18 protein-coding genes are annotated in these 24821 nt (G+C 64.5%); 6 read left to right on the top strand and 12 right to left on the bottom strand.

What is annotated here, in order from left to right; genetic code table 11:
* Nucleotides 1-17 precede the first annotated feature (17 nt).
* A complete protein-coding gene (locus tag ACI2KK_RS04440) occupies nt 18-941 on the top strand; it encodes a LysR family transcriptional regulator (RefSeq protein ID WP_369989313.1) in 924 nt (307 codons plus the stop codon).
* A 330-nt stretch (nt 942-1271) separates the two neighbouring features.
* Here the strand turns inward: ACI2KK_RS04440 and ACI2KK_RS04435 are convergent, their stop codons facing one another.
* The 9 genes from ACI2KK_RS04435 to bioB form a co-directional block, all read right to left on the bottom strand.
* On the bottom strand, nt 1272-3050 hold the full coding sequence (locus ACI2KK_RS04435) for an acyl-CoA dehydrogenase C-terminal domain-containing protein (RefSeq protein WP_404668025.1): 1779 nt from the start codon (nt 3048-3050) through the stop codon (nt 1272-1274).
* Between the two features lie 123 nt (nt 3051-3173).
* Entirely contained in the window at nt 3174-4457 is a 1284-nt protein-coding gene (locus ACI2KK_RS04430; RefSeq protein ID WP_404668024.1) for a diguanylate cyclase, read from the bottom strand.
* A 340-nt stretch (nt 4458-4797) separates the two neighbouring features.
* Entirely contained in the window at nt 4798-6603 is a 1806-nt protein-coding gene (locus ACI2KK_RS04425; RefSeq protein WP_404668023.1) for a phenylacyl-CoA dehydrogenase, read from the bottom strand.
* A gap of 260 nt (nt 6604-6863) precedes the next feature.
* Entirely contained in the window at nt 6864-7142 is a 279-nt protein-coding gene (locus ACI2KK_RS04420) for a pyrroloquinoline quinone biosynthesis protein PqqE (RefSeq protein ID WP_404668022.1), read from the bottom strand.
* A 391-nt stretch (nt 7143-7533) separates the two neighbouring features.
* Nucleotides 7534-8214, bottom strand: coding sequence for a dethiobiotin synthase (gene bioD / locus ACI2KK_RS04415; protein WP_404668021.1), 681 nt, complete (start codon nt 8212-8214; stop codon nt 7534-7536).
* A 1-nt stretch (nt 8215) separates the two neighbouring features.
* Nucleotides 8216-9040, bottom strand: coding sequence for a malonyl-ACP O-methyltransferase BioC (gene bioC, locus ACI2KK_RS04410; protein ID WP_404668020.1), 825 nt, complete (start codon nt 9038-9040; stop codon nt 8216-8218).
* On the bottom strand, nt 9033-9764 hold the full coding sequence (locus tag ACI2KK_RS04405) for an alpha/beta fold hydrolase (RefSeq protein ID WP_404668019.1): 732 nt from the start codon (nt 9762-9764) through the stop codon (nt 9033-9035). Before ACI2KK_RS04405 ends, bioC begins: the two co-directional genes overlap by 8 nt.
* Nucleotides 9757-10929 (bottom strand): 8-amino-7-oxononanoate synthase, encoded by a 1173-nt coding sequence (gene bioF / locus ACI2KK_RS04400; RefSeq protein ID WP_404668018.1) that lies wholly within the window; start codon nt 10927-10929, stop codon nt 9757-9759. The genes ACI2KK_RS04405 and bioF overlap by 8 nt, the downstream gene beginning before the upstream one ends.
* Before the next feature lie 2 nt (nt 10930-10931).
* Complete coding sequence (gene bioB, locus ACI2KK_RS04395) at nt 10932-11990, bottom strand: biotin synthase BioB (protein WP_217841457.1); 1059 nt, start codon at nt 11988-11990, stop codon at nt 10932-10934.
* Nucleotides 11991-12080: 90 nt separating this feature from the next.
* Here bioB and ACI2KK_RS04390 point away from each other — a divergent pair, with 90 nt between their 5' ends.
* Together ACI2KK_RS04390 and ACI2KK_RS04385 are read left to right on the top strand one after the other, a co-directional pair.
* The gene (locus tag ACI2KK_RS04390) at nt 12081-12818 is read left to right on the top strand and encodes a ComF family protein (RefSeq protein WP_404668017.1); all 738 of its coding nucleotides are present in this window, start codon (nt 12081-12083) and stop codon (nt 12816-12818) included.
* A gap of 57 nt (nt 12819-12875) precedes the next feature.
* Nucleotides 12876-13640, top strand: a complete 765-nt coding sequence (locus ACI2KK_RS04385) for a TOBE domain-containing protein (protein WP_404668016.1) — start codon at nt 12876-12878, stop codon at nt 13638-13640.
* A gap of 1 nt (nt 13641) precedes the next feature.
* Here the strand turns inward: ACI2KK_RS04385 and ACI2KK_RS04380 are convergent, their stop codons facing one another.
* Together ACI2KK_RS04380 and ACI2KK_RS04375 are read right to left on the bottom strand one after the other, a co-directional pair.
* The gene (locus ACI2KK_RS04380; RefSeq protein WP_404668015.1) at nt 13642-14991 is read right to left on the bottom strand and encodes a DUF1552 domain-containing protein; all 1350 of its coding nucleotides are present in this window, start codon (nt 14989-14991) and stop codon (nt 13642-13644) included.
* 1 nt (nt 14992) lies between these two features.
* Complete coding sequence (locus ACI2KK_RS04375) at nt 14993-19150, bottom strand: DUF1592 domain-containing protein (RefSeq protein ID WP_404668014.1); 4158 nt, start codon at nt 19148-19150, stop codon at nt 14993-14995.
* A gap of 275 nt (nt 19151-19425) precedes the next feature.
* Between ACI2KK_RS04375 and ACI2KK_RS04370 the strand changes: the two genes are divergently transcribed.
* Nucleotides 19426-20400: a serine/threonine protein kinase gene (locus tag ACI2KK_RS04370; protein ID WP_404668013.1), complete on the top strand. Its 975-nt coding sequence runs from the start codon at nt 19426-19428 to the stop codon at nt 20398-20400.
* 63 nt (nt 20401-20463) lie between these two features.
* Nucleotides 20464-21351, top strand: coding sequence for an EamA family transporter RarD (gene rarD, locus ACI2KK_RS04365; RefSeq protein WP_404668012.1), 888 nt, complete (start codon nt 20464-20466; stop codon nt 21349-21351).
* Between the two features lie 332 nt (nt 21352-21683).
* On the opposite strand, the gene ACI2KK_RS04360 is transcribed toward rarD, so the two are convergent.
* Complete coding sequence (locus ACI2KK_RS04360) at nt 21684-22202, bottom strand: glycine cleavage system protein R (RefSeq protein ID WP_217841452.1); 519 nt, start codon at nt 22200-22202, stop codon at nt 21684-21686.
* A gap of 426 nt (nt 22203-22628) precedes the next feature.
* Between ACI2KK_RS04360 and ACI2KK_RS04355 the strand changes: the two genes are divergently transcribed.
* The gene (locus tag ACI2KK_RS04355; protein ID WP_404668011.1) at nt 22629-24806 is read left to right on the top strand and encodes a malate synthase G; all 2178 of its coding nucleotides are present in this window, start codon (nt 22629-22631) and stop codon (nt 24804-24806) included.
* Nucleotides 24807-24821: the final 15 nt, after the last annotated feature.

The raw sequence follows: 24821 nt of genomic DNA, 5'->3' as shown, positions 1-24821 counted from the left end.
TTCAATAAGTAATACTTATGGATTTTCGCCAACTGCGCTATTTCGTCGCGGTCTATGAAGAAGGCCATGTGGGCCGCGCCGCCGAACGCCTGTCGCTGTCGCAGCCGGCCCTGTCGCAGCAGATCCGCCAGCTCGAGCACAGCCTCGACCTGAGCCTGTTCGAGCGCAGCAACAAACGCCTGTTGCCGACCCTGGCCGCCCACACCCTGTACAACCACGCCCAGCCGCTGCTCGACGGCCTGCAACGCGCCCACGAGGCCATGCGCAACTTCAAGGGCCAGGCCCTGCGCACCCTGGCCATCGGCGTGCTGCAGACCGTGCGCCCGAGCCTGGTGCCGCAGTTGCTCGAGCGGGTGCGCAAGGCCCAGCCGCATTTGGTCGTGCAAATCTATGAACTGTCGGGGCTGGAGATCGAACGGCGCCTGCTCAACGGCAACCTGGATATCGGTATCAGCTACCTGCCGCCGCGCCAGCCGGGCCTGCATGGCCTGTTGCTGTACGAAGACGAACTGCAACTGGTCATCCCCAATACCCACCCGCTGAAAGACTTCAAGAAGGTCTCGATTCGCCAGGCGGCAGAGCTGCCGATGCTGATGCTGGGTGAGGAGTTCCAGATCCGCCAGATCTGGAAGGAACAGCTGGCCAACCAGGGCCGCCGGCCACAGGTGCAAGCCGAGATGAACAACATGGCGGGGATTCTCGACAGCCTGGCGCACACCTCGCTGGCGACGATTTTGCCCGGGCGGGCCAAGGATGCCGCCGAGGATGACCAGGCGCTTTTATGGAAGCCGCTGAGCGAGCCGCGGGTGCCGCTCAAGGTCGGGCTGGTGTTTCGTGATGCCCAGCGCCAGCAGGCTTCTGTGGAGCTGCTGCGTACGCTGCTGGAGGCAGAAACCGAGCCGCGCCAGCCGGCGGGCTCGCCGCTGGATGTGCTGGGCTAAAACACGCGCACAAAGAAAACCCCGCCGAAGCGGGGTTTCCCAGACTGTTTCCCTTGTGACATCCCTTTCGCCCCGCCGTCCTGGCAGGAAATCCTACGTGTGTCCCTGTTCTGTCCATTGCGCTTCCTGCGCTCCGTCCATGTAAGAAAGAGTAACCGTGGATCCAATTGTAGGAAAGAGGAGAAAAGTCACCGCGTGTTGTAGGAAAAAGCTTACACAGGCGCTGTGTTCTCATACATTCCCTGAGCCCCCAACAGCATCGCCGGCAAGCCGGCTCCTACAGAGCTGCAGTCGCCTGTAGGAACCGGCTTACCAATGGTGATTCCATCCTCAGAACTGCGCAGCATCCAGCAGGTACAGCGACTCGCTCCCGGCCTTCACCGACGCCACCAGCGACTGCACCCGCGGCAGCAGGCGTGCAAAGTAGAACCGTGCAGTGCCAAGCTTGGCGCCATAGAACTGTTCATCGCCTTCACCGGCCTGCGCCGCCCGGGCCATCAGTGCCCACATGTAGGCATATGCCACATAGCCGAAGGCGTGCAGGTACTCCACCGAAGCCGCCCCGATTTCATCAGGGTTACCCTTAGCCTTGTGCAGCACCCAGTCGGTCAGCTCATCGAGCTGGCCCAGCGCCTGCTCCAACGGTTGGGTGAACTCGCGCTGCTCGGCGCCGGCACTGGCAATGAACTGGCGGATCTCATCGGCGAACAGCTTGTAGTACGCACCACCGCTGGCCACCACCTTGCGCCCCACCAGGTCCAGGGCCTGGATACCGTTGGTGCCTTCGTAGATCTGCGTGATGCGCACATCGCGCACCAGCTGCTCCTGGCCCCATTCACGGATGTAACCATGGCCGCCGAACACCTGCTGGCCGTGCACGGTGCACTCCAGGCCCAGGTCGGTGAGGAAGGCCTTGGCCACCGGGGTCAGCAATGCCACCAGCTCTTCGCTGCGCTTGCGGGTGGCCGGGTCTTCGCTGTACTTGGCGCTGTCCAGTTGCATCGCCACGTAGGTGGAAAACGCCCGGCCGCCTTCGATCAGGGCTTTCATGGTCAGCAGCATGCGCCGCACGTCGGGGTGGACGATGATCGGGTCGGCGACCTTGTCCTTGGCCTGCGGGCCGGTCGGGGCACGGCTCTGCAGGCGGTCGCGGGCATACTCCACGGCGTTCTGGTAGGAGCGCTCGGCCGAGGCCAGGCCCTGAATGCCGACCCCCAGGCGCTCGTAGTTCATCATGGTGAACATGGCCGCCAGGCCCTTGTTCGGCTCACCGACGATGTAACCCACCGCCTCGTCGAAGTTCATCACACAGGTGGCCGAAGCCTGGATGCCCATCTTGTGTTCGATCGAGCCGCAGGTCGCCGGGTTGCGCGCCCCGAGGCTGCCGTCGGCGTTGACCAGGAACTTGGGCACCAGAAACAGCGAGATGCCCTTGGGGCCCGCCGGGGCGTCCGGCAGCTTGGCCAGCACCAGGTGGATGATGTTCTCGGTGAGGTCGTGCTCGCCGCCGGTGATGAAGATCTTGGTGCCGCTGACCTTGTAGCTGCCGTCGGCCTGGGGTTCGGCCTTGGTGCGGATGATGCCCAGGTCGGTGCCGGCGTGGGGTTCGGTCAGACACATGGAGCCGGCCCAGACGCCGGCGTACATGTTCGGCAGGTATTGCGCCTTCAGCGCTTCACTGGCGTGGGCGTTGATCGACAGGCAGGCACCGGCGGTGAGCATCGGGTACAGGCCGAAGGCCAGGCTGGAGGCGTTGACCATTTCCTCGACCTGCGCCGAGATGGCCTTGGGCATGCCCATGCCGCCGAACTGCGGGTCGCCGCCAACGCCCACCCAGCCACCTTCGGCGTAGGTGTTGTAGGCATCGATGAAGCCGGCCGGGGTGCGCACAGCGCCATTGTCCCAGTGGCAACCTTCTTCGTCGGCGGCGCGGCTCAGCGGGGCGATGGTCTTGCTGGTGACCTTGCCGGCCTCCTCGAGCACGGCCATGGCGGTGTCGGCGTCCACCACCTCGGCAAGGCCCGGCAGTTGCGACCAGAGTTCGGCCACGTTGAAGACTTCGTTGAGGACGAAGCGCATATCGCGCAGGGGCGCTTTATAGTCAGCCATGACAACCTCTCGCTATAAGGGTCGGGGCGGTCCGGCAGGACCGCGGCACTGGGATGCAAGCAGTGTAACCGAACAACTTTTACGAGACATAGGGTCATCATGCGACTGAATAGTCAGCAACAGTCACGCCATGCGAACGGCTCCACGGCGTGATTGCTGACCGTAGGCCATCACGCAGTTACGCCCGGCGCCCTTGGCGCTATACAGCGCCTGGTCGGCAGACTTGAGCACTTCTTCAGGGTTGCGGTGGTCCACCAGGCGTTCGGCCACACCGATACTGATGGTCACCGACACCGTGGTGTTGGCGCCGCCGCTACGCCGCTGGCGCCCGGCGGAATCATCCTGCGGGCGGCTGTTCTGGTCGCGCAGCTGGATGGCGTAGTTGGCGATCATTTCGCGCACCGCTTCCAGGTGCGGCAGGCATTCCTCGATGGTCTTGCCGGCGAACACCAGGGCGAACTCCTCACCGCCGTAACGGTAGGCGCGCCCGCCCCCGGTCACCTTGGACAGCCGGCTGGCGACCAGGCGCAGCACCTGGTCGCCGACATCGTGGCCGTGGGTGTCGTTGAATTTCTTGAAGTGGTCGACGTCGGTCATGGCGATCACATAGTTGCGCCCCAGGCGCTGCATGCGCTCGTTCAGCGCACGCCGGCCCGGCAAGCCGGTCAGCTCGTCGCGGAAGGCCATCTGGTAGGCCTCGTGGGACACCGCGGCGGCGATCATCAGCATCACCTGGCTGCACATGATGTTCAGGGTGAACGGCAGGATGAAGGTCTTGGGCAGCATCCAGAAGACGCCCAGCAGGCCGATGACCTGCGCCGCATGCAGTGGCCGCGGCTCACGCAGGTACTGCACCACCAGCAGGATGAACACCACCAGAAACAGCGGGTAAGCCAGCTGGATCAGGCTCATCCACTGGCCATGCAGCGACGGCCAGCGAATCTCCGCCAGCCAGCCCAGCAGCGCCTCCGGGAAGCTTTGCTCCAGGGCTACCGCCACGCTGCCCACGGCGAACAGCACGGCAAAGCGGGCGAGCATGTCCTGGGCCAGGTGGGTGCGCTCCTGCCAGGCCGCGTACAAGCCGAACAGCGCCGGCAACAGCAGGCACACCAGGTGGAAGATCACCGCAGCGTCCTCGCGCACCCGGCCGTTGTCGCGGTAGTAGTCGGTCTGGGTGTCGAGCAAAAAATAGGCGATGTACACCGTGACCATCAAGAACAGCTCGCGCTGGCGGCGGTACACCGCGCAATAGGCGCCGCCGAGCAGCAGCACCAAGGTTGGCAGCACGTTGAACAGTGAAGTGAAGAAGACGCTGAGGTCTCTTACATAAGCTGCCCCAAGCCCCGCCACCAACAGCAACAGCGAAGGCAGGAAGTGGCTCGGACGTACAGCGGATAAACGAAACAAGGGTAATCTCCGACCCGGCAGATCAATAATGGCATTGTGCCCTTACTTCATCGGCAGCGCACATGAATAGATAAATTTTGACGTCGGTTTAACGGCAGGTCGGGCGGGATGCTTGAGGGTTGATCGTTACCGGATGCGTCGGCCTGCACATATTTCATGTTGAGGCGCGTGGGAGCGGGCTTGCCCCGCGATGGCGTCGGGTCATATTTACGCGCTGCCCAGGATGCCCCCATCGCGGGGCAAGCCCGCTCCCACGCCGTCGCTTGCGCCTCGCCTGGCCCACGGCAAAAAAAAACCGCCTGCCGGTAAAGGCAGGCGGTCTTTCGTACAGCCGTCAGGCTCAGTAAGACAGGCCGAAGTCTTCGTCCTTCATCGCCATCAGGTTGTCGGCACCCGACAGCATGGTCGCCACGTGGGTGCGGGTGCGCGGCAGGATGCGCTGGAAGTAGAAGCGCGCAGTCTGCAGCTTGGCGGTGTAGAACGCCTCTTCGCTGGTGCCGGCAGCCAGCTTCTCGGCAGCCAGGCGGGCGATGTCGGCCCAGAAGTAGGCCAGGCACGCATAACCCGAGTACATCAGGTAGTCCACCGACGCCGCGCCGACTTCTTCGCGGTCCTTCATGGCGGCCATGCCGATCTTCATGGTCAGCTCGCCCCACTCCTTGTTGATCGCCGCCAGCGGCTCGACGAACTCACGGGTGGCTTCGTTGCCTTCCTGGCCCTGGCAGAACTTGTGCACGATCTTGGTGAAGCCCTTGAGCGCCTCGCCCTGGGTCATCAGCACCTTGCGGCCCAGCAGGTCCAGGGCCTGGATGCCGGTGGTGCCTTCGTACAGCATCGAGATACGGCTGTCGCGCACGTTCTGCTCCATGCCCCACTCGGCAATGAAACCGTGGCCGCCGTAAATCTGCACGCCATGGTTGGCCGACTCGAAACCGACTTCGGTCATGAACGCCTTGGCGATCGGGGTGAGGAACGCCAACAGGGCGTCAGCCTTCTTGCGCTCGTCTTCGTCCTGGCTGTACTTGACGATGTCTACCTGCTTGGCGGTGAAGTACACCATCGCGCGGTTGCCTTCGGCGAAGGCTTTCATGGTCAGCAGCATGCGCCGCACGTCCGGGTGGACGATGATCGGGTCAGCGGCCTTGTCCGGGGCTTTCGGGCCGGTCAGGGCGCGCATCTGCAGGCGCTCGCGGGCGTACTTCAGGCCACCCTGGAAGGCCACTTCGGCGTGGGCCAGGCCCTGCAGGGCGGTGCCCAGGCGTGCAGTGTTCATGAAGGTGAACATGCAGTTCAGGCCCTTGTTGGCCGGGCCGATCAGGTAGCCGGTGGCGGCGTCGAAGTTCATCACGCAGGTGGCGTTGCCGTGGATGCCCATCTTGTGTTCGATGGAGCCGCAGCTCACGCCGTTGCGCTCGCCCACGCCGCCTTCGGCGTTGGGCAGGAACTTCGGCACGATGAACAGCGAAATGCCTTTGGTGCCGGCCGGTGCATCGGGCAGGCGGGCCAGGACGATGTGGACGATGTTGTCGGCCATGTCGTGCTCACCGGCCGAGATGAAGATCTTGGTGCCAGACACCTTGTAGCTGCCGTCGGCCTGGGGTTCGGCCTTGGTGCGCAGCATGCCTAAGTCGGTGCCGCAGTGCGGCTCGGTCAGGCACATGGTGCCGGTCCACTCGCCGGACACCAGTTTGGTCAGGTAGGTGTGCTGCTGCTCAGGGGTGCCGTGGGCGGAGATGGTGTTCATCGCGCCATGGGACAGGCCCGGGTACATGCCCCACGACCAGTTCGACTCGCCGACCATTTCGCTCAGGGCCAGGCCCAGCGACTCCGGCAGGCCCTGGCCGCCGTGTTCGATGTCGTGGGCCAGGCTCGGCCAGCCACCTTCGACGAACTGCTCGTAAGCTTGCTTGAAGCCGGTCGGGGTCTTCACGCCCGACTCGCTCCAGGTGCAGCCTTCCTGGTCGCCAACGCGGTTCAGCGGTGCCAGCACCTGCTCACAGAATTTCGCGCCTTCTTCGAGGATCGCATCGACCATGTCCGGCGTTGCGTCCTGGCAGCCCGGCAGGCTCTGATAGTGCGCCTCATAGCCGAGCAGTTCGTCGCGGACGAAGCGGATATCACGCAAGGGGGCTTTGTAATCAGGCATTGCGATGAACCTCTGTGATGAGTTCGGTAGGGAGACCGCGGATACCGACCAGCTCTTGGCGGCTTTCGGTCAAACAGTTGTTTGAAACTTACGTTTAGGGGGCAGTCTTGTCAAGGAGAGGGCATAGCGACATTTACGCCGCCGAACATGGCATTTATGCCACGCCCACCCAAAAGCATCGCGGGGCAAGCCCGCCCCCACGCAGCTGCCGCAAGGCAGGCATGGGGGCGGGCTTGCCCCGCGAGTGGTAACGGCTTGAATCAGGCGTAGGTGTCGATGAACCGGCCGAGCAGTTCGTCGGATGCCTTGGCAACTTTCACACCCAGTTCGACTTCCTGCTTGCCCAGCGCCAGTTCGACGGTGCTGGTGGCAAGGTCCATCTGCTGGCTGCGGTCGACGCCACGCAGGCGTTCGGCCTGGTAGTCGGTGGACTGGCTGGTGCTGCTGGCGATCTGCTGGGCGGCCTGATCGACGCGGTTCTGCCCGGCCTGGATGGCACCGAAGCCCGCGTAGAAGGCGGAGCTGGTGTTGATGTCCATGTCAGTACTCCGTGACGCTGGATGAATTGAACAGTGGCAATTAAAGCAGGGCGCCGGGAAAAAGGCCCGTTTAAATCGCTAATAGCCCAGTGCCAGCTAATAGAGACAAGTGATACCTGTAGGGGATCACCCAGCCCTTTCGGGCTGCGCTGTCGCGCAAAGAACAGAATTCGTAAGCGCGCCACATACCCTGTGGGAGCGGGTTTACCCGCGAACACCGGCGAAGCCGGTGCCAGACTCCGCGTCGCTTGATTCGCGGGTAAACCCGCTCCCACAGGACCCCGCTAAATCAATAAGTTATGTGTTGCTCTACGAGAGCCGGCTTGCCGGCGATAGGGCCCTGAAAGGCGATGGATGGATCGCCGGCAAGCCGGCTCCTACAGAGACCCTGCTAATCCAGCAGGTCCAGTTGCAAGTGCTCGGCAACCGCTTCAGCGGTGGCCTGCTTCAGCCGCGGCACCCGCCCCAGGCACGGCGCCGGCAGGCGCTCGGCCAGGCTGGCGAGGTTTTCTTCAAGCCGCGAGGTGCGCGGGTCGACGATGTTCGCCACCCAGCCGGCCAGTTGCAGCCCATCCCGGGCGATGGCCTCGGCACTGAGCAGCGCATGGTTGATGCAGCCCAGCCGCACCCCCACCACCAGGATCACCGGCAGTTTCAGGGCAATCGCCAGGTCAGACAGGTTGGCGTGGCCGGAAAGCGGCACGCGCCAGCCCCCCGCGCCTTCGACCAAAGTGAAGTCGGCCTGTTGGTCCAGCACATGCTGCATGGCCTTGAGCAGCACCGGCACCTCCAGCGCCACCCCCGCCTCACGGGCAGCCACGTGCGGCGCGATGGCCGGCTCGAAGGCATACGGGTTGACCTCTTCATAGGCCAGCTTGACCGAGCTCTCGTCGATCAGCGCCAGGGCGTCGCTGTTGCGCAGCCCTTTCGGCGTGTTCACGCACCCCGAGGCCACCGGCTTGGCCGCAAGGGTGCTGAGGTTCTGCAACCGCGCCGCGCGCAGCAGGCCGGCGGCGATGGTGGTCTTGCCGACATCGGTGTCGGTGCCGGCAATGAAATACGCCTGGCTCATCTCACAGCCCCTCTGCCATGGGTTTGCGCAACACACCATAGACCACCTGGTAGGTGGCCGGCAGGCCTTGGGGCTGGCGGAACTGCTCGTAAGCCTGCAAAAGGCCCTGCATGCGCGCGCGCCCGGTCAGCCCCGAGGGCCGCCCGGGGTTGAGGTTGTGCGCGCCAAGGGCCTTGAGCTCATGGGTCAGGCTACGTACATCGGGGTAATGCAACACGTGCGGGCGGCGCTGCAGCCCGATCAGTTCCAGGCCGCTTTCAGCACACAACCGCTGGTAATCCTCAAAACGCCGAAAGCGGTTGACGTGCACCATGCCATCCACCGCCTGCCAACTGGCGCGCAGTTCATCCAGGGTGCCAACGCACAAGCTGCTGAAGGCCATCACCCCACCCGGGCGCAGTACCCGCCGCGCCTCACCCAGCACACTGGCGAACTGGCCACACCACTGCACCGCCAGGCTGCTGAACAGCAGGTCGATGCTGGCCTCACGCAACGGCAGGCGCTCGGCGTCGCCGGCCACATGGTGCAGCGCCCCGCCCTGTTCGCGGGCATGGCGCAGCATGCCCTCGGCGATATCCACCGCCACGCCTTCGGCACCCGCGAAACGCTCGGCCAGCACCCGGCTGAAATGCCCGGTGCCGCTGCCCATATCGAGCCAGCGCGCAGGCGTCAGCGCATCGGGCAACTGCCCAAGCAGCGCCAGGCCCACCGCCCGCTGCAGCGCCGCGACGCTGTCGTAGCTGGCCGCCGCGCGGGAGAAGGAAGCCGCCACCTGGCGCTTGTCCGGCAGGCAGCCGGGCAGGGTTGGGTGGGAAAGGTCAGTCATCGCCACTCTCATGCAGGAAACTCTTGATGCCCGCCGCCAGTTCCTGGGGGTATTCCAGCAGGAAGGCGTGGGAACTGTCTTCGACCAGGCCGACTTCCACGTCGGGCAACAGGTCGCTCAGGGCCTTGGCCGCACTGGCCGGTACCAGCGCATCGCTGCCGGCGAACAAGTGCAGTTGCGGGCCGCCGTAGTGCTCCAGGGCATTGCGGGTGTCCAGCGCAGCCAGCACTTCAAGGCCGCTGGCCAGGTACAGCGGGTCGGTGTCCGGCACACCCACGCCCAGCTGGCGCAGCAAGGTGCGCGGCTGCTGCGCGCCGTCGCTGCACAGGGTGCGAAAACGCTTGAGGGTGACCTGGGTGTGGCTGCGGCAACCATCGAGGAAGGTGCCGAAGGTGTCCGGAGCCATGCCGTGGGGCCAGTCCGCCCGGGCCACGAAGCTGGGGTTGCTGGCCAGGGTCAGCAGGCCGCAGCAATGGTCGCCGCGCTTGTGCGCCAAAGCACTGGCGAGCATGCCGCCCAGCGACCAGCCGCCCAGCCAGGCGTCGGTCGGCAGCTTGCGGTCCAGGTGCTCGACCCAGGCTGCGGGGTCGCTGTCGGCGAGTTCCGGCAGCGGCATCAGGTCGATGTGCAGGCGCGGGTCCTGGGCCCGCAGGCTGGCAGCCAGCGGTTCCAGCGACGCGGTGCCCAGGCCCCAGCCGGGCAGAAGGATCAGTCGGTTACGCATCGGCGGACTCCAGTTGTGGGTAACACTCGGCCAATGCATTCAACAATAGCTGGACCTGCGCCTGGCTGTGGGCCGCGCTCAAGGTTACCCGCAAGCGGGCACTGCCTGCCGGCACGGTGGGCGGGCGAATGGCAGTCACCAGCAGCCCGCGCTCGCGCAGCATGCGCGACAGCGCCATGGCCTGCGCGGCATCACCGATCAGGATCGGCTGGATGGCCGTGTGGCTGTCCATCAGGGTCAGCCCCAGCTGCTGCGCACCTTCGCGGAACTGGCGAATCAACGCCGCCAGGTGCTCGCGGCGCCAGCGCTCTTCGCGCAGCAGCGCCAGCGCCTTGAGCGTGGCGCAGGCCAGCGCCGGTGGCTGGCTGGTGGTGTAGATGTACGGGCGGGCGAACTGCACCAGCGCCTCGATCAGCTCTTCGCTGCCGGCAACGAACGCGCCGGAAGTACCACACGCCTTGCCCAGGGTGCCGATCAGCACCGGCACGTCATCGACGCCCAGGCCGTGCTGCTCCACCAGCCCGCCGCCATTGGCGCCGAGGGTGCCCAGGCCGTGGGCGTCGTCGACCATCAGCCAGGCACCGCGTGCCTTGGCAACCGCAGCCAGCGCCGGCAGGTCGGCACAGTCGCCGTCCATGCTGAACACGCCATCGGTGACCACCAGGGTATTGCCGGTCGCCTTGTCCAGGCGGCTGGCAAGGCTGGCCGGGTCGTTGTGCAGGTAGCGGCTGAAACGCGCGCCACTGAGCAGCCCGCCGTCCAGCAACGAGGCATGGTTGAGGCGGTCCTGCAGCACCGTATCGCCCTGCCCTACCAGCGCGGTGATGGCACCGAGGTTGGCCATGTAGCCGGTGGAGAACAACAGCGCCCGCGGGCGCCCGGTCAGTTCGGCCAGGGCTTCTTCCACCGCATGGTGCGGGGTGCTGTGGCCGATCACCAGGTGCGAGGCGCCACCACCCACGCCCCAACGCTCGGCGCCGTCGCGCCAGGCCTTGATCACTTCGGGGTGGTTGGCCAGGCCCAGGTAGTCGTTGCTGCAAAACGCCAGCAACGGCTTGCCGTCGACCACCACCTCCGGCCCCTGCGGGCTCTGGAGCAGTGGCCGCTGGCGGTACAGGTCGGCGGCGCGCCGTTCGGCCAGCCGCGCGGCGAGGTCGAAGGCCATGCTCAGGCCGAGGCTGCGTCGTAGAACAGCTCGCTGCTGCGTTGCTCGACCAGGGCCTGCTCGATGGCCGCCTGGTGCACTTCGTCGGCGTGCTCTTCACGGGCCTCGGGCTTGATGCCCAGGCGGGCGAACAGTTGCATGTCCTTGTCGGCCTGCGGGTTGGCGGTGGTCAGCAGTTTTTCGCCGTAGAAGATCGAGTTGGCACCGGCCATGAAGGCCAGGGCCTGCATTTGCTCGTTCATCTGCTCGCGGCCGGCGGACAACCGCACGTGGGACTTGGGCATCAGAATACGGGCCACGGCCAGCATGCGGATGAAATCGAACGGGTCGACGTCTTCTTCGTTGGCAAGCGGCGTGCCGGCAACTTTCACCAGCATGTTGATCGGCACCGACTCCGGGTGCTCCGGCAGGTTGGCCAGCTGGATCAGCAGGCCTGCGCGGTCGTCCAGCGACTCGCCCATGCCAAGGATGCCGCCGGAGCAGATCTTCATCCCGGCATCACGCACGTAGGCCAGGGTCTGCAGGCGCTCGCTGTAGGTGCGGGTGGTGATGATGCTGGTGTAGAAGTCCGGCGAGGTGTCGAGGTTGTGGTTGTAGTAGTCAAGGCCTGCCTGGGCCAGCGCCGCGGTTTGATCACGGTCGAGCTTGCCCAGGGTCATGCAGGTTTCCAGGCCCAGGGCCTTGACCCCTTTGACCATCTCCAGCACGTAGGGCATGTCTTTGGCCGACGGGTGCTTCCACGCAGCGCCCATGCAGAAGCGGGTCGAGCCGATGGCCTTGGCCCGGGCGGCCTCTTCCAGCACCTTCTGCACTTCCATCAGCTTCTGTTTTTCCAGCCCGGTGTTGTAGTGGCCGGACTGCGGACAATATTTGCAATCTTCCGGGCAGGCGCCGGTCTTGATCGACAGCAGGGTCGACACTTGTACACGGTTAGGGTCGAAGTGCGCGCGGTGCACGCTCTGCGCCTGGAACAGCAAATCGTTGAACGGCTGCTGGAACAACGCCTTGACCTCGCCCAGGGCCCAGTCGTGACGTGTGGTTGCAATTGTGCTGGCGCTCATCGGCGTTTCCTTATCTAGGGTCTTTCTGACGCCGGGACAACAACAGCCCACGAGCGCATCACGGATAGCACGCATAGTCACGGAAGGCCCATGAACTGTCAACCAAAGCTAAATATGCAGGTTTACAACTGTATAAATAATAACCGCACCTGCTTACTCTGCGACGAACCGGCCAGGCAACCCTGGCCGTTGTGCAACGCCTGCGAACAGGAGCTGCCATGGCTCGATGAACAATGCCGACGCTGCGCCCTGCCACTACCGCTGGACGGTTTGCTATGCGCCAGCTGCAAGCGCCGCCCGCCGGCCTTTCGCCGGGTGATCGCGCCCTGGCACTACGGGTTCCCGGTGGACGCGATGGTCAGCCGCTTCAAACACAACAGCCAGTGGCCCCTGGGCCGACTGCTGGCCGAGCTGCTCGGCCAGGCGCTGGAACATCATTACGGCGAAGGCCTGCCGCGTCCGCATTTGCTGTTGCCGGTACCGCTGGCCAAAGGTCGACTGCGCCAGCGCGGCTTCAACCAGGCGGCGATGCTCGCCCGCTGGCTGGCCAGCCGCCTGCACCTGCCTTGCGCCGAGCACCTGCTCGAACGTACCCGCGACACCCCCGCCCAGCAGGCACTGGGCGCCAGGGCCCGGCAGCGCAACCTGCGCCACGCCTTCGCCCTGGCCGGCTCGGCCGAGGTGAAAGGCCTGCACCTGGCCATCGTCGACGATGTGCTGACCACCGGCGCCACCGCCCAGGCCATCGCCAGCCTGCTGCGCCGCCACGGTGCGCGGCGGGTCGACATCTATTGCCTGGCGCGCACCCCAAGGCCCGGCCAGGCTTGACTTGGCCCGGCGGCGGCGGCAACGTCGCCAGACCTTCACAGCCCCCGATACCCGCCCATGTCCCTGCCCGCCCTGCTCACCCAGCACATCGCCCGCCGCCCGCAGCGCATCGCCCTGCTGCAGCACGTGGCCGAACAAGGCTCGATCACCCGCGCCGCCAAGGCCGCCGGCATCAGCTACAAGGCCGCCTGGGATGCCATCGACGAGCTCAACAACCTGGCCGCGCAGCCGCTGGTGGAGCGCAGCACCGGCGGGCGCGGCGGTGGCGGCGCACGGTTGTCGGCAGAAGGCGAACGGGTATTGCGCCTGTACCAGCGCCTGCAAGCGTTGCAGACCGAACTGCTGGAGGCCGCCGAACACAGCAGCGACCTCGACCTGCTCGGCCGCCTGATGCTGCGCACCAGTGCGCGCAACCAGCTGCAAGGGCAGGTCAGCGGCCTGCGCCGCGAAGGCCGCTACGACCAGGTCAGCCTGGCACTGGGCGGCGGGTTGGAAATTCAAGCCCTGATCACCCTGGACAGCACCGAGCGCCTGGGCCTGACCCTGGGCACCACGGTGGTGGCCTTGCTCAAGGCCGGCTGGGTGCACCTGATGGATACCGACGAGGTACCCGAGCCCGGCAGCAACTGCATGGCCGCAACCATCGACGAGGTGCTGGCCGGCGACTCAGGCCCCAGCGAAGTGCGCCTGGTGCTGGGCAACGGCCAGACCCTGTGCGCCTTCGCCGAAGCCGGCTGGCTGGCCGAGCGAGGGCTTGGCGCTGGCAGCGAAGTGCGCGTGCAGTTCCATCCCTCGTTCGTGCTGCTGGGGGTGCCGGCGTGAGTCAGGTCACGTTGCTGAAGATGCCGGTCACCAGATCGATATTCCCCTCATAGGGCACGCGGGTGCCGGCTGCATCGGCGAGAGTGGCCCAAATGCGCTGCATGTCGACGTAGCGGTATTTCGGGTTGCTCTCCAACTGCCGGTCCCACTGATCCGTAATGTTGAAGAAGCGCCCCTTACCGGAACCGTTGCGTAGCAAACCGCTGGCCCCTCCCATCAGCAGAAGCGGCATGTCCCGCATGTGCTCAGGGGCGCCGTCAGCCATCTCGCTGGTCAGCACCACCAAGGTGTGCTGGAGCAGGCTGTCGTCAGGGACATCAGGGTCACGGTAGCTTGCCAGCTGGTCCATGAAGAGCCTCGCCTGGTCTACATACCATTGCCGCGAACCCCGCCAGACTTCCTCTGTCGAGTAGCGATGAGCACAGTCATGGGGGTTAACCGAGTTACTGACGTCAAGAATGTTCAAGGACTCCGCCGATCGTGCTATCTGGATGGTCGCAACGCGGGTGACGCCGCAACTCAATGCCGCGGCCACCACCTTATGGTGGCTCTGCTGCACCTTATTGCGGTAGCTGGCGTCATTGATCGGGTTGTTCACCAGCTCAAACGTTTCGCAGCTCCCGGGCAGCGAGGTTTCCAGATCCTTCTCCACCTGCTCCACTGAGTCCAGATGGGTAACCAGCCTCTCCCGCTGACTACCACGGACAAGTGCCATAACCTCATTTATCTGGTCGCGAATCAGGTCGAAGAAGTGACCACTACGCTGCTTGCCATCCGCGATCCGGCGGCGGTTTACCCCGAAAACCGAGTCATACAGCCGTTGAGGGTTATCCTGGGGCGTGAGCATGGTTTTGCCGTCCCAGGACACGAACCAATGGAACTCGTCACGCTGGGAATGCGGGCCGGCATACAGGCATTTGAGGCTCGGCTGGATACCCGGCAATGCCTCGCCCAGGATCCTGTCGATAGAGCTCATCGTCCCTTTGCTGTCGCGCAAAACGTAGTTCCAAGCTTGATGACCACCCTGCCCGCTAGCCACCATCAAGCCCCTCAAATAGAGCGAATCCTTGCGATAATTCTCCAACCGGCCACTCACGTCATTAAGCCGGAAGTCATCGGTATCGTTCCCTTGTGCATGGGGGAACCACAAGCCCTGCCCGTTGTACTGAGGCCCGCTGAAGGAATCGACCGCCAACCCATCGGGGATGATGAAAAACACCACCTTCAATTTCGCCTGTTGTTTATCACCCAGTTGCGCCAACTGTGCAAAACCGCTGCGGCTCAGCGGTACCATCACGCCAGCGGCGGCCAACTGCATCAAAAAGCGTCGACGACTTTTCAGAATATCCATGTCAGTTCTCCTCATGCCTGTCGAGGTACACAGGGGACGTGGCCAGTTCGCGAATCATCTGAATCAGCGAACCTTCGTGACTCAACGCCTGCGTTGCAGACTTCAATGCTCCGACGGAGCCGGCCGAGACCTTGTTGCCAAACATGAAGCGGAAGTAGCTATCGGCCATGCAAGCCTGCGCAGTGCTGTTCCCAGGCAACTGTTTCGCAATGTCGCGTACATCCTTGATATCGGCCCAGTTCTCGACGCCTGTGTTGCTGATGAAAGGCCCGGATGCGTTGATCGGCACATTGACGCCAGGGAACTGCGCCTGGTTGTAGGCTGGCTCCTGTTCTCGGTAGCGCCCGGCAGCATCGTAGTGCTCCATGCTTGCACCTGTGTCGTTCATGTACTGGTGGCACTGCCAGCAACGCCCGCCCGAGGCGTGCTGGCCATTGACAAGGTCCCAGCGCTCGCGAGTGCTGATGGCCTTGGGTGGGTAGTTCAAGTCCTCCGGGTCGGCATCTACCGGCGCTCCGAATTCGCGGCACAGCAGTTGTTCGCGGATCATGATGCCGCGCTTGACCAGCGAGGTGGCCAGGTAGTCGGAGTTCGCCGCCTGGGTGATACCCAGGTGCAACAGGCCCCCACGCTTGTCGTCGACATCGATGCGCTGCATGCCGTCGCCCGCAGGAGGTGTCAGGCCATAGTGCTCGGCCAACCCTCTGTCGAGGAAGGTGTAACCCGGGTTGAACAGCTTCTCGAAAGAACCGCCGTCCTTGATCACCTGGCTCACCAGCGCGGCCTGCTCCTTGCGCATGCTTTGAATGACCGCAGGCTCGAGCCCCGGCTTCTCCTGGCTGCCCCTGCTGGTCTTGAGGTAGTAGCTGATGAAGCGGTTGAACTGCTCGGCGCCCTTGTCGCTGGTCAGCAGGCGCTGCGCGACGGCACCGATCTGCTCGGGCGTTTCCAGTTGCCCGCTTTCGGCCTCGCGTAACAGGTCCTCGCTGGGGGTAGTGCCCAACAGGGTGAATGACAACGCAGTAGCACGCTCGTCAGCGGTCAGGCGGTAGTGCCCCGCTTCGCCCGTCGCAGCGCCCAGTTCGAACCGGTACAGGAAATACGGCGACAGCAGCAGACTGGCGACCAGCGCCTGCGGCCCATTTTCGCCCTCCTGGATGGCTTTATAGCGCTCCACCTCTTCGCTGCTCAGCGGGCGACGCAATACACGATGCCCCACTTGCGGCACGACCAGCTTGGCCAACGATTCCTGATCGGCTTGCTTGGCCACTTTCCAGGCTACGTCATAGAAGGTTTTCAGATCGTCAGGCTGCACCACGCCTGCACTGGCTTCGCCTGGGTACTTGAAGTGCCCTTTGACTTTATTTGCCGGCAGCGCCTCAGGGTCCACCTCGACCCCGAACAAATCCCGCACGCTGTTGACGTATTCGTCGCGGGTCAGCAGGCGCAGCTGACGCTTGCCGAACGCCTGCTTCGGATCAAGGTAGTCAGCCCACAGGTCGTCGTAGAAGTAGTCGGCGATCTGCCCCGCACAGGACACATCACAATGCCCGCGCACGCTCATGCCCATGATCTGGCGCACCAGCGCCTCCTTGCCAGCCAGGCTCCAGTTGATGGCACGGTTGGCGTCCTGGAAGTACTGCACGGTGTGGCAGGTCGAACAGGTGGTGGCCACCAGCTCCTTGCCCAGTTCGGCGACGTGCTTGTACTGCGCACCTACGGTGACCGGGTCCTTGCTGTCCTCATCGATGCTCACCACCTGCTGGGTGGGCTGGGGCAACTGGCCCTGGTAGTAGGGAAAGTCGAACTTGTGCTCGCCCACCGACAGCAGCATCACCTGCTGCCCACCCCAAGGCACCTTGATGACCTGGTCTCCCCCCGTGCTGCGCACGGTGACCTCCCACTGCTCCGGCACATTGGCGCCAGAGGCCGGTTTGGCGGGCGCCTGCAGCGTAGCCTTGACCGGCTCGAAGGGCGGGCGCTCCATGTAGGCCAGCTCGACGCTGTGCACCGGTGAGCCATCGGTCAGCGTCACCTGCTGCTGGCGAACCTTGGGAATCAGCCCACCGACATCATCGAGCCTGAGTGTGTAGCTACCCGCGCCCAGCCCCAATACAATCAGTGGCTTGCTACCCCAGGCCACATCGAAGCGGCGGCTGAACCCGTTGTGATCGGTCAGCGTGCCGCTGGCCATCAGCGGCCGTACCTCATCATTGGGTGCCTCGGTCGGCTGCAGTTGCAGCGCAGCCTTGCCGGTAATCAGTTGGCGGTCAAAGGTGATGCGGTAGATCACTCCCGCCAGGTCATCGGACACCAGCAACGAATTGTCACTCAACTGCAGCATGTCGGCTGGCCGGCCCACGCAGGAATCATCCAGGCAGTACACGTTGAAGTCTTGCGTGGCGCCGCCCCAGCCGGTCACCAGGGGTATCTGGCTGACCACTCGGCTGTCGTTCTCGATGTTGAGCATGCGCAACTCCATGCCAGGGCTGGCCTTGGTGCCCGTGCCGTGTACAGCCACCAGCAGGCGCTCGTAGGTATTGCCCTGATAGGTATCGTTGTAGAAGCCCTTCCAGAACGCGATACCCAGGGGCGCCGTGTTGCTGCCCAGTTCATAGGCCGGCGCCTGGTAGTCCTCTGGCTTGAGTTGATGCAAGGGTTTGTCCGACACGATGGCACCCTCGGCCAAAGGTGGCGTGATCGAACCCGGCTCCTGGTACTCCTGGGGCGTGAAGCCAGGGGTGTCACGCCCGTAGAAGTAGGGCACGCCAAAGTGCAGCGGCTCGCTGCGGTCCTGGTCCGCCTTGCGGATCAGGTTGATCTCGTCGGAGTTGAGGTAGGTGTCGCGGTTGTTGTCGCTGAACCAGATGTTGCCCTCGCTGCCCCAGGCAAAGCCCACGGCATTGCGCACGCCCTTGGCGATCACCTTCGATGTGCCGGTTTGCAGGTCATAGCGCAGCAACGTGCCATAACGCCCGTCGGCGGGGATCATGCAGCTGTTGCAGGGGATGCCGACAGCCGTGTACAGCGCTTTGTCCGTGCGGTCGAGGGGGTTGAAGTGCAACGGGTGCTTCTGGTGCCAGATGCGCTGCCCTGGGCGCAGCAGCGGGAACTCGCGCCCATCGGCCGGGAAGTCCAGCACCGCCTCGGGGGTGGCATCACGGTAGTGCTGATCGACATCGCGCACGCGGTACAGCTTGCCGGAGGTGGAGAAGTACAGGTCACCGTCGCGATACAACACGCCATGCGGTTCTTCGAGGCCGCTGGCGAGCACGTAAATGCCCGTTGGTTTGCCTGCATCGTCCAGCGGTAGCGCATAGATGGCGTCGGCAGTCTTCCTGTCGTACAGGTACACCGGGATAGCGCTGGAGCCTACGTACAGCACCTTGTTGCCCATGGCCATCTGCCGGGGCTGGAACAAGCCGGTTGCGAACAGTTCGACCTTCACACCCGGCAGGGTCACCAGCTTCGTCAGGTCGAGCGGCTGGCGAAACTTGACCAGCAGGTCTTTGTGCTCGGGCGCGCCTTCCTTGAACTCGACCTGCTCCGGCGTGGTCAGCGGCAGGTAACCCTGTGCGTCATTCACGATCAGGTCGTAGCGGCAGGGTTTGAGGTCGCTCAGGGTCAGTTCCTGGTCGGCCGGGGCCGAGAACGGGATTTCCTCACCCTTGCAGCGCAGCAGCCCGGTCACCTGCAGGTTGCGTTGGGGCTGCGGGCCAACCCCCTTGACCGTGGTCCTGAAGGGTACCTTGCCGGTGACGGTGGCAAAGGAAAGTTTCAGGGTGTTGACCTGAGGGCCAGACGGGCAAACGCCCAGGTCGGTCCAGGCATCTTTCCAGATATCCTGGCCGTTGAAGGGTACACCGGGCGCATACGGCCCCTGGTTGCACCAACCGGCCTCCTTGCACGAGAACGCATGCTCGACGTTGGTCACCAGGTCGCCATTGCGGTACTTGATTTCCCCTGCCGGAGGCGTCGAGTAGGCATCCGCCTGGCACTGCTCCGGGGTGGCCTGGCCGGGCACCGGTTGCGCAGGTACGGGTTTCGTCGCTGGCGGTGAATCCCCTGGCGAGTAGGCGCTGAAAGCAGGATTGAACGCCCAGTACCCCAGAACCCCGGCAGTCAGCACAGCAAGGCAATACCCGTGAATACGGCGCATTTTTTTCTCCCAGTCGAAGCCACCTTGCGCGCGGCGCGAAGCTGGCAAGCGCCCGGCTCAAGCCGGGTCCCCGGACCGTTCATGCGCCACTGCCGATATGCGCGAGCGATTGGCGAACACGCTAAGCCCGTAGGGGAAATGTGAAAACTGGCAAAAATGTCAGGTCCCCCCCAGGATTGCCGTGCACAACCTGGAATACGGGCACGGGCTCCGGCGCCGCTCAAGAGGCCGGATGCGCTACCATGCGCCCACGCCGTCCCGCGCCTGGAGCCCACATGTCCCACCCCTTCGACACCCTCACCCCCGACCTCGTGCTGGATGCCGTCGAAAGCCTCGGCTTTCTCAGTGACGCCCGGGTGCTGGCGCTCAACAGCTACGAGAACCGCGTGTACCAGGTGGGTATCGAGGACAATCTGCCGCTGATTGCCAAGTTCTACCGCCCCGGGCGCTGGAGCGATGCCGCCATTCTCGAAGAACACGCCTTCAGCGCCGAGCTTGCCGACTGCGAAGTACCGGTAGTGGCGCCCATGCAGCACGAAGGGCGTTCGTTGTTCGAACACGCAGGCTTTCGCTTTGCGCTGTTCCCGCGCCGCGGCGGCCATGCCCCCGAACCCGGCAACCTCGACCAGCTGTACCGCCTGGGCCAGCTGCTTGGCCGCCTGCACGCGGTGGGTGCCACGCGCCCGTTCGTGCACCGCGAAACCCTGGCTGTGGACAACTTCGGCCACGCCTCGCTGAACACTTTGCTCGAGGGTAACTTCGTCCCACGCGAACTGCTGCCCGCCTTCGAGTCGGTGGCCCGCGACCTGCTGGCACGGGTCGAGGCGATCTACGCCCGCACCCCGTACCAGCCGATCCGCCTGCACGGCGACCTGCACCCCGGCAACCTGATGCACCGCGACGAGGCCTACCACATGGTCGACCTCGACGACTGCCGCATGGGCCCGGCGGTGCAGGACTTGTGGATGATGCTCGCCGGCAGCCGCGAGGAACGCCTCGGCCAGCTTGCCGAGCTGGTCGACGGCTACAACGAGTTCCACGATTTCGACCCCCGCGAGCTGGCCCTGATCGAACCGCTGCGCGCCTTGCGCCAGCTGCACTACAGCGCCTGGCTGGCGCGGCGCTGGGACGACCCGGCGTTCCCGCCGAGCTTCCCATGGTTCGGCCAGCCGCGTTACTGGGGCGACCAGATCCTCGCCCTGCGCGAGCAGACCGCCGCACTGGACGAAGCGCCACTCAAATTGTTCTAGAACCGCACCGCGCAGTGTCTACAATGGCGGCCGTTTCATTCGCTCCCCAAGCAAGGATTCTGCATGCACGCCGCCAACCCGCGCCGCGGGTACATTCTGGGCCTCGGCGCCTACATCATCTGGGGCCTGTTCCCCCTGTACTTCAAAGCCATCCAGAGCGTCCCGGCGGTGGAGATCATCGTCCACCGGGTGCTCTGGTCGGCGCTGTTCGGCTCGTTGTTGCTGCTGGTGTGGAAACACCCCGGCTGGTGGCGCGAGCTGCGCGACAACCCACGGCGTCTGGCGATTCTCGCCCTCAGCGGCACGCTGATTGCCGGCAACTGGCTGACCTACGTGTGGGCGGTGAACAACGGGCGCATGCTCGAGGCCAGCCTTGGCTACTACATCAACCCGCTGATCAACGTACTGCTGGGCATGCTGCTGCTTGGCGAGCGCCTGCGCCGCCTGCAGTGGCTGGCGGTGGGCCTGGCCGGGCTGGGCGTGGCCCAGCAGGTGTGGCAGGTGGGCAGCCTGCCCTGGGTGTCGTTGGTACTGGCGCTGACCTTCGGCTTCTATGGGCTGATTCGCAAACAGGCGCCGGTGGCAGCGCTGCCAGGGCTGGTGGTGGAAACCTGGATGCTGGTGCCGCTGGCCATCGGCTGGCTGCTGCTGCACCCGGATGCCAACAGCGCAAGCCCGGCGTTCTTCAGCAGCAGCGAGGCGCTGTGGCTGATGGCGGCGGGGCCGGTGACCCTGGTGCCGCTGGTGTGCTTCAACGCCGCAGCGCGCCACCTGCCCTACACCACCCTGGGCTTTCTGCAGTACCTGGCGCCAACCCTGGTGCTGCTGCAGGCGGTGCTGCTGTTCGACGAGCACCTGACCTCGAGCAACCTGCTGGCGTTTGCCTGCATCTGGGCGGGGTTGGCGGTGTACAGCGTGGATGCCTGGCTGTCGCTGCGCAAGCGCGCCTGATCATTTATTGATCAATAGTCTACAGGCCACGTGAGCCGTGGCCTGCAGCAAGGTCTCCAGAGGTTATCCACACCCTCGTCCCCGGCGTTTGTGCACAAGCCACTGAAAACTGGGCGTTTTTTGCTCAAATGGCTGCAAAGCTCGAAGCCATTGGCCTGCAGCCTGACGCCCCCAGGTTATCCACAGGGCCTTCCCCGATAAACCGGGATAACCCCAGGGGCCGCTGCGCGCCCCATCGCGACGCAAGGCCGCTCCTACAGGGGATCGCGTTATCTCTGTAGGAGCGGCCTTGTGTCGCGAAAGGGTTGCGCAGCAACCCCGGCAATTTCGAATCACTCCTGGGGCCGCAAGCGCAACTCCACCATCAAATCATCCGCCAGGCTCTCCAACCGCTGCTGCAAATCCTCCAGCGACAAGGTCAACGGCAACGCCAGCAGTGCATCGGCATGGAACAACGGCTCGCTGCTCATCGGCGCCGGGCGCACTTCGGTGGTGAAGCGTTCCAGATTCACCCCAAGCTCTGCCAGCAGGCGGGTGATATCACGGACGATACCCGGCCGGTCATTGCCCACCAGCTCCATGGCAATCGGCTTCCAGGTGCACGACGGCTCGATGCCGCTTTCGGCAATGAGCACGCGAATGCCGTAGCTGGCCAGCTTCTGCAGCGAAGCCACCAGCTCGTCGTAGTTCTCGGCCGGCACCGCCACCCGCAAAATGCCGGCGAACTGCCCGGCCATGCGCGACATGCGGCTTTCCAGCCAGTTGCCGTTGTGATCGGCGATGCACTGGGCAATGCGTTCGACCTGCCCGGCCTTGTCGGGGGCGATCACGGTAAGTACCAGATGGTCCACAGGCCACTCCTTCTGCAAGCCGTAAACGTAACCGGGTCAGTATAGGCAAGGCGCGGCAACCTGCCGCAGGGCAGTCCGCGCGGCCAATCGTGTACTGTTTCAAGATTTATCTGGAACAATCCACCTATTTTTTGCGAACATACCGCTTCCCAGCGTGACCCCATGCGACCAACCGGTCGCGCGGCGACGCTTTTAGTCTGATGTTCACCTGCCTGCTGCTTCATGTAGTATGCGCCGGCGCGGACTACAAAACGTCGTCTGGATGTCTGCCAAGGCGCCTGTGAAAATACGCCAAACGCCCGCCAGCCTGCCTGGCGAGCCGCACCCAGCCGCCCTTCAGGGCACGCACTGGCCGTGTTTAGAGAAGCGCTACAGGCTTAATACGATGCGCGAAAGCGAAATAGCTGAGCAAAGGTGAGGCAAGCAATGACTGGATACGTTCAAGTCGGTGGCCTTCAGGTCGCCAAGGCCCTGTACGACTTCGTCAACGACGAAGCGATCCCTGGAACCGGCCTCAAGGCCGATGCGTTCTGGGCCGGGGCAGAGAAAATCATCAACGACCTCGCCCCCAAGAACAAAGCCCTGCTCGCCAAGCGCGACGAGCTGCAAGCCAAGATCGATGCCTGGCACCAGGCACGCCAAGGCCAGGCCCACGACGCCGCCGCCTACAAAAGCTTCCTCCAGGAAATCGGCTACCTGCTGCCACAAGCCGACGATTTCCAGGCCACCACCCAGAACGTCGACGAAGAAATCGCCGTGATGGCCGGCCCGCAGCTGGTGGTGCCGGTGATGAACGCCCGCTTCGCCCTGAACGCCGCCAACGCCCGCTGGGGCTCGCTGTACGACGCGCTGTACGGCACCGACGCCATCAGCGATGAAGGCGGCGCCGAAAAAGGCCAGGGTTACAACAAGGTGCGTGGCGACAAGGTCATCGCCTTCGCCCGCGCCTTCCTCGACCAGGCCGCTCCATTGGCTGCCGGCTCCCACGTCGATTCCACCGGCTACCGTATCGAAGCCGGCAAGCTGGTGGTCGCCCTCAAGGGCGGCAGCAACAGCGGCCTGCGTGACGACGCCCAGCTGATCGGCTTGCGTGGCGATGCCGCAGCCCCCACCGCCGTGCTGCTCAAGCACAACGGCCTGCACTTCGAAATCCAGGTCGATGCCAGCACCCCGGTCGGCAGCACCGACGCCGCCGGCGTCAAAGACATCCTGATGGAATCGGCGCTGACCACCATCATGGACTGCGAAGACTCGGTCGCTGCGGTCGATGCCGACGACAAGGTCATCGTCTACCGCAACTGGCTGGGCTTGATGAAGGGCGACCTGGCCGAGAGCGTGAGCAAGGGCGGCAAGACCTTCACCCGCACCATGAACCCGGACCGCGAGTACGCCGCGCCCAACGGCGGCAGCGTCACCCTGCACGGCCGCTCGCTGCTGTTCGTGCGCAACGTTGGCCACCTGATGACCAACCCGGCGATCCTCGACGCCCAGGGCAACGAAATCCCCGAAGGTATCCAGGACGGCCTGTTCACCAACCTGATCGCCCTGCACAACCTCAACGGCAACACCAGCCGCAAGAACACCCGCCAGGGCAGCGTGTACATCGTCAAGCCGAAGATGCACGGCCCGGAAGAAGTGGCCTTCGCCGCGGAAATCTTCAGCCGCGTCGAAGACCTGCTGGGCATGCAGCGCAACACCGTCAAGGTCGGCATCATGGACGAGGAGCGCCGTACCACGGTCAACCTCAAGTCGTGCATCAAGGCCGCCGCCGAGCGCGTGGTGTTCATCAACACCGGCTTCCTCGACCGCACCGGTGACGAAATCCACACCTCGATGGAAGCCGGCGCCGTGGTGCGCAAGGGCGCCATGAAGAACGAGAAGTGGATCGGCGCCTACGAGAACAACAACGTCGACGTGGGCCTGGCCACCGGCCTGCAAGGCCGCGCGCAGATCGGCAAGGGCATGTGGGCCATGCCTAACCTGATGGCCGCGATGCTCGAGCAGAAAATCGCCCACCCGCTGGCCGGTGCCAACACCGCCTGGGTACCGTCGCCGACCGCCGCCACCCTGCACGCCCTGCACTACCACAAGGTGGATGTACAGGCCCGTCAGCGCGAGCTGGCTGCGCGCACCCCGGCGTCGGTGGACGACATCCTGACCATCCCGCTGGCTGCCGACACCAACTGGTCCGCCGACGAGATCCGCAACGAGCTGGACAACAACGCCCAGGGCATCCTCGGCTACGTGGTGCGCTGGATCGACCAGGGCGTGGGTTGCTCGAAGGTGCCGGACATCAACGATGTCGGCCTGATGGAAGACCGCGCCACCCTGCGCATCTCGGCCCAGTTGCTGGCCAACTGGCTGCGCCACGGCGTGGTCAGCCAGGAGCAGGTGCTCGAAAGCCTCAAGCGCATGGCCGCTGTGGTGGACAAGCAGAACGCCAGCGACGCCCAGTACCGCCCGATGGCGCCGAACTTCGATGACAACATCGCGTTCCAGGCCGCCATCGAGCTGGTGATCGAAGGCGCCAAGCAACCGAACGGCTACACCGAGCCGGTGCTGCACCGCCGTCGCCGCGAGTTCAAGGCGCGCAACGCGCAGTAAACCGCGTCAAAGCCA

The organism is Pseudomonas sp. NPDC089406 (genome assembly GCF_044900265.1).
Lineage (GTDB): Bacteria > Pseudomonadota > Gammaproteobacteria > Pseudomonadales > Pseudomonadaceae > Aquipseudomonas > Aquipseudomonas fakonensis.
This window is presented reverse-complemented; position numbering and strand designations above follow the sequence as displayed.

Bases quoted from the DNA above. Each gene is read 5' to 3' on its own strand.
- ACI2KK_RS04440 (WP_369989313.1), top strand. From the start codon at position 18: ATGGATTTTCGCCAACTGCGCTATTTCGTCGCGGTCTATGAAGAAGGC.
- ACI2KK_RS04435 (WP_404668025.1), bottom strand. From the start codon at position 3,050: ATGGCTGACTATAAAGCGCCCCTGCGCGATATGCGCTTCGTCCTCAAC.
- ACI2KK_RS04425 (WP_404668023.1), bottom strand. From the start codon at position 6,603: ATGCCTGATTACAAAGCCCCCTTGCGTGATATCCGCTTCGTCCGCGAC.
- ACI2KK_RS04420 (WP_404668022.1), bottom strand. From the start codon at position 7,142: ATGGACATCAACACCAGCTCCGCCTTCTACGCGGGCTTCGGTGCCATC.
- bioD (WP_404668021.1), bottom strand. From the start codon at position 8,214: ATGAGCCAGGCGTATTTCATTGCCGGCACCGACACCGATGTCGGCAAG.
- bioC (WP_404668020.1), bottom strand. From the start codon at position 9,040: ATGACTGACCTTTCCCACCCAACCCTGCCCGGCTGCCTGCCGGACAAG.
- ACI2KK_RS04405 (WP_404668019.1), bottom strand. From the start codon at position 9,764: ATGCGTAACCGACTGATCCTTCTGCCCGGCTGGGGCCTGGGCACCGCG.
- bioF (WP_404668018.1), bottom strand. From the start codon at position 10,929: ATGGCCTTCGACCTCGCCGCGCGGCTGGCCGAACGGCGCGCCGCCGAC.
- bioB (WP_217841457.1), bottom strand. From the start codon at position 11,990: ATGAGCGCCAGCACAATTGCAACCACACGTCACGACTGGGCCCTGGGC.
- ACI2KK_RS04390 (WP_404668017.1), top strand. From the start codon at position 12,081: ATGAACTGTCAACCAAAGCTAAATATGCAGGTTTACAACTGTATAAAT.
- ACI2KK_RS04385 (WP_404668016.1), top strand. From the start codon at position 12,876: ATGTCCCTGCCCGCCCTGCTCACCCAGCACATCGCCCGCCGCCCGCAG.
- ACI2KK_RS04380 (WP_404668015.1), bottom strand. From the start codon at position 14,991: ATGGATATTCTGAAAAGTCGTCGACGCTTTTTGATGCAGTTGGCCGCC.
- ACI2KK_RS04375 (WP_404668014.1), bottom strand. From the start codon at position 19,150: ATGCGCCGTATTCACGGGTATTGCCTTGCTGTGCTGACTGCCGGGGTT.
- ACI2KK_RS04370 (WP_404668013.1), top strand. From the start codon at position 19,426: ATGTCCCACCCCTTCGACACCCTCACCCCCGACCTCGTGCTGGATGCC.
- rarD (WP_404668012.1), top strand. From the start codon at position 20,464: ATGCACGCCGCCAACCCGCGCCGCGGGTACATTCTGGGCCTCGGCGCC.
- ACI2KK_RS04355 (WP_404668011.1), top strand. From the start codon at position 22,629: ATGACTGGATACGTTCAAGTCGGTGGCCTTCAGGTCGCCAAGGCCCTG.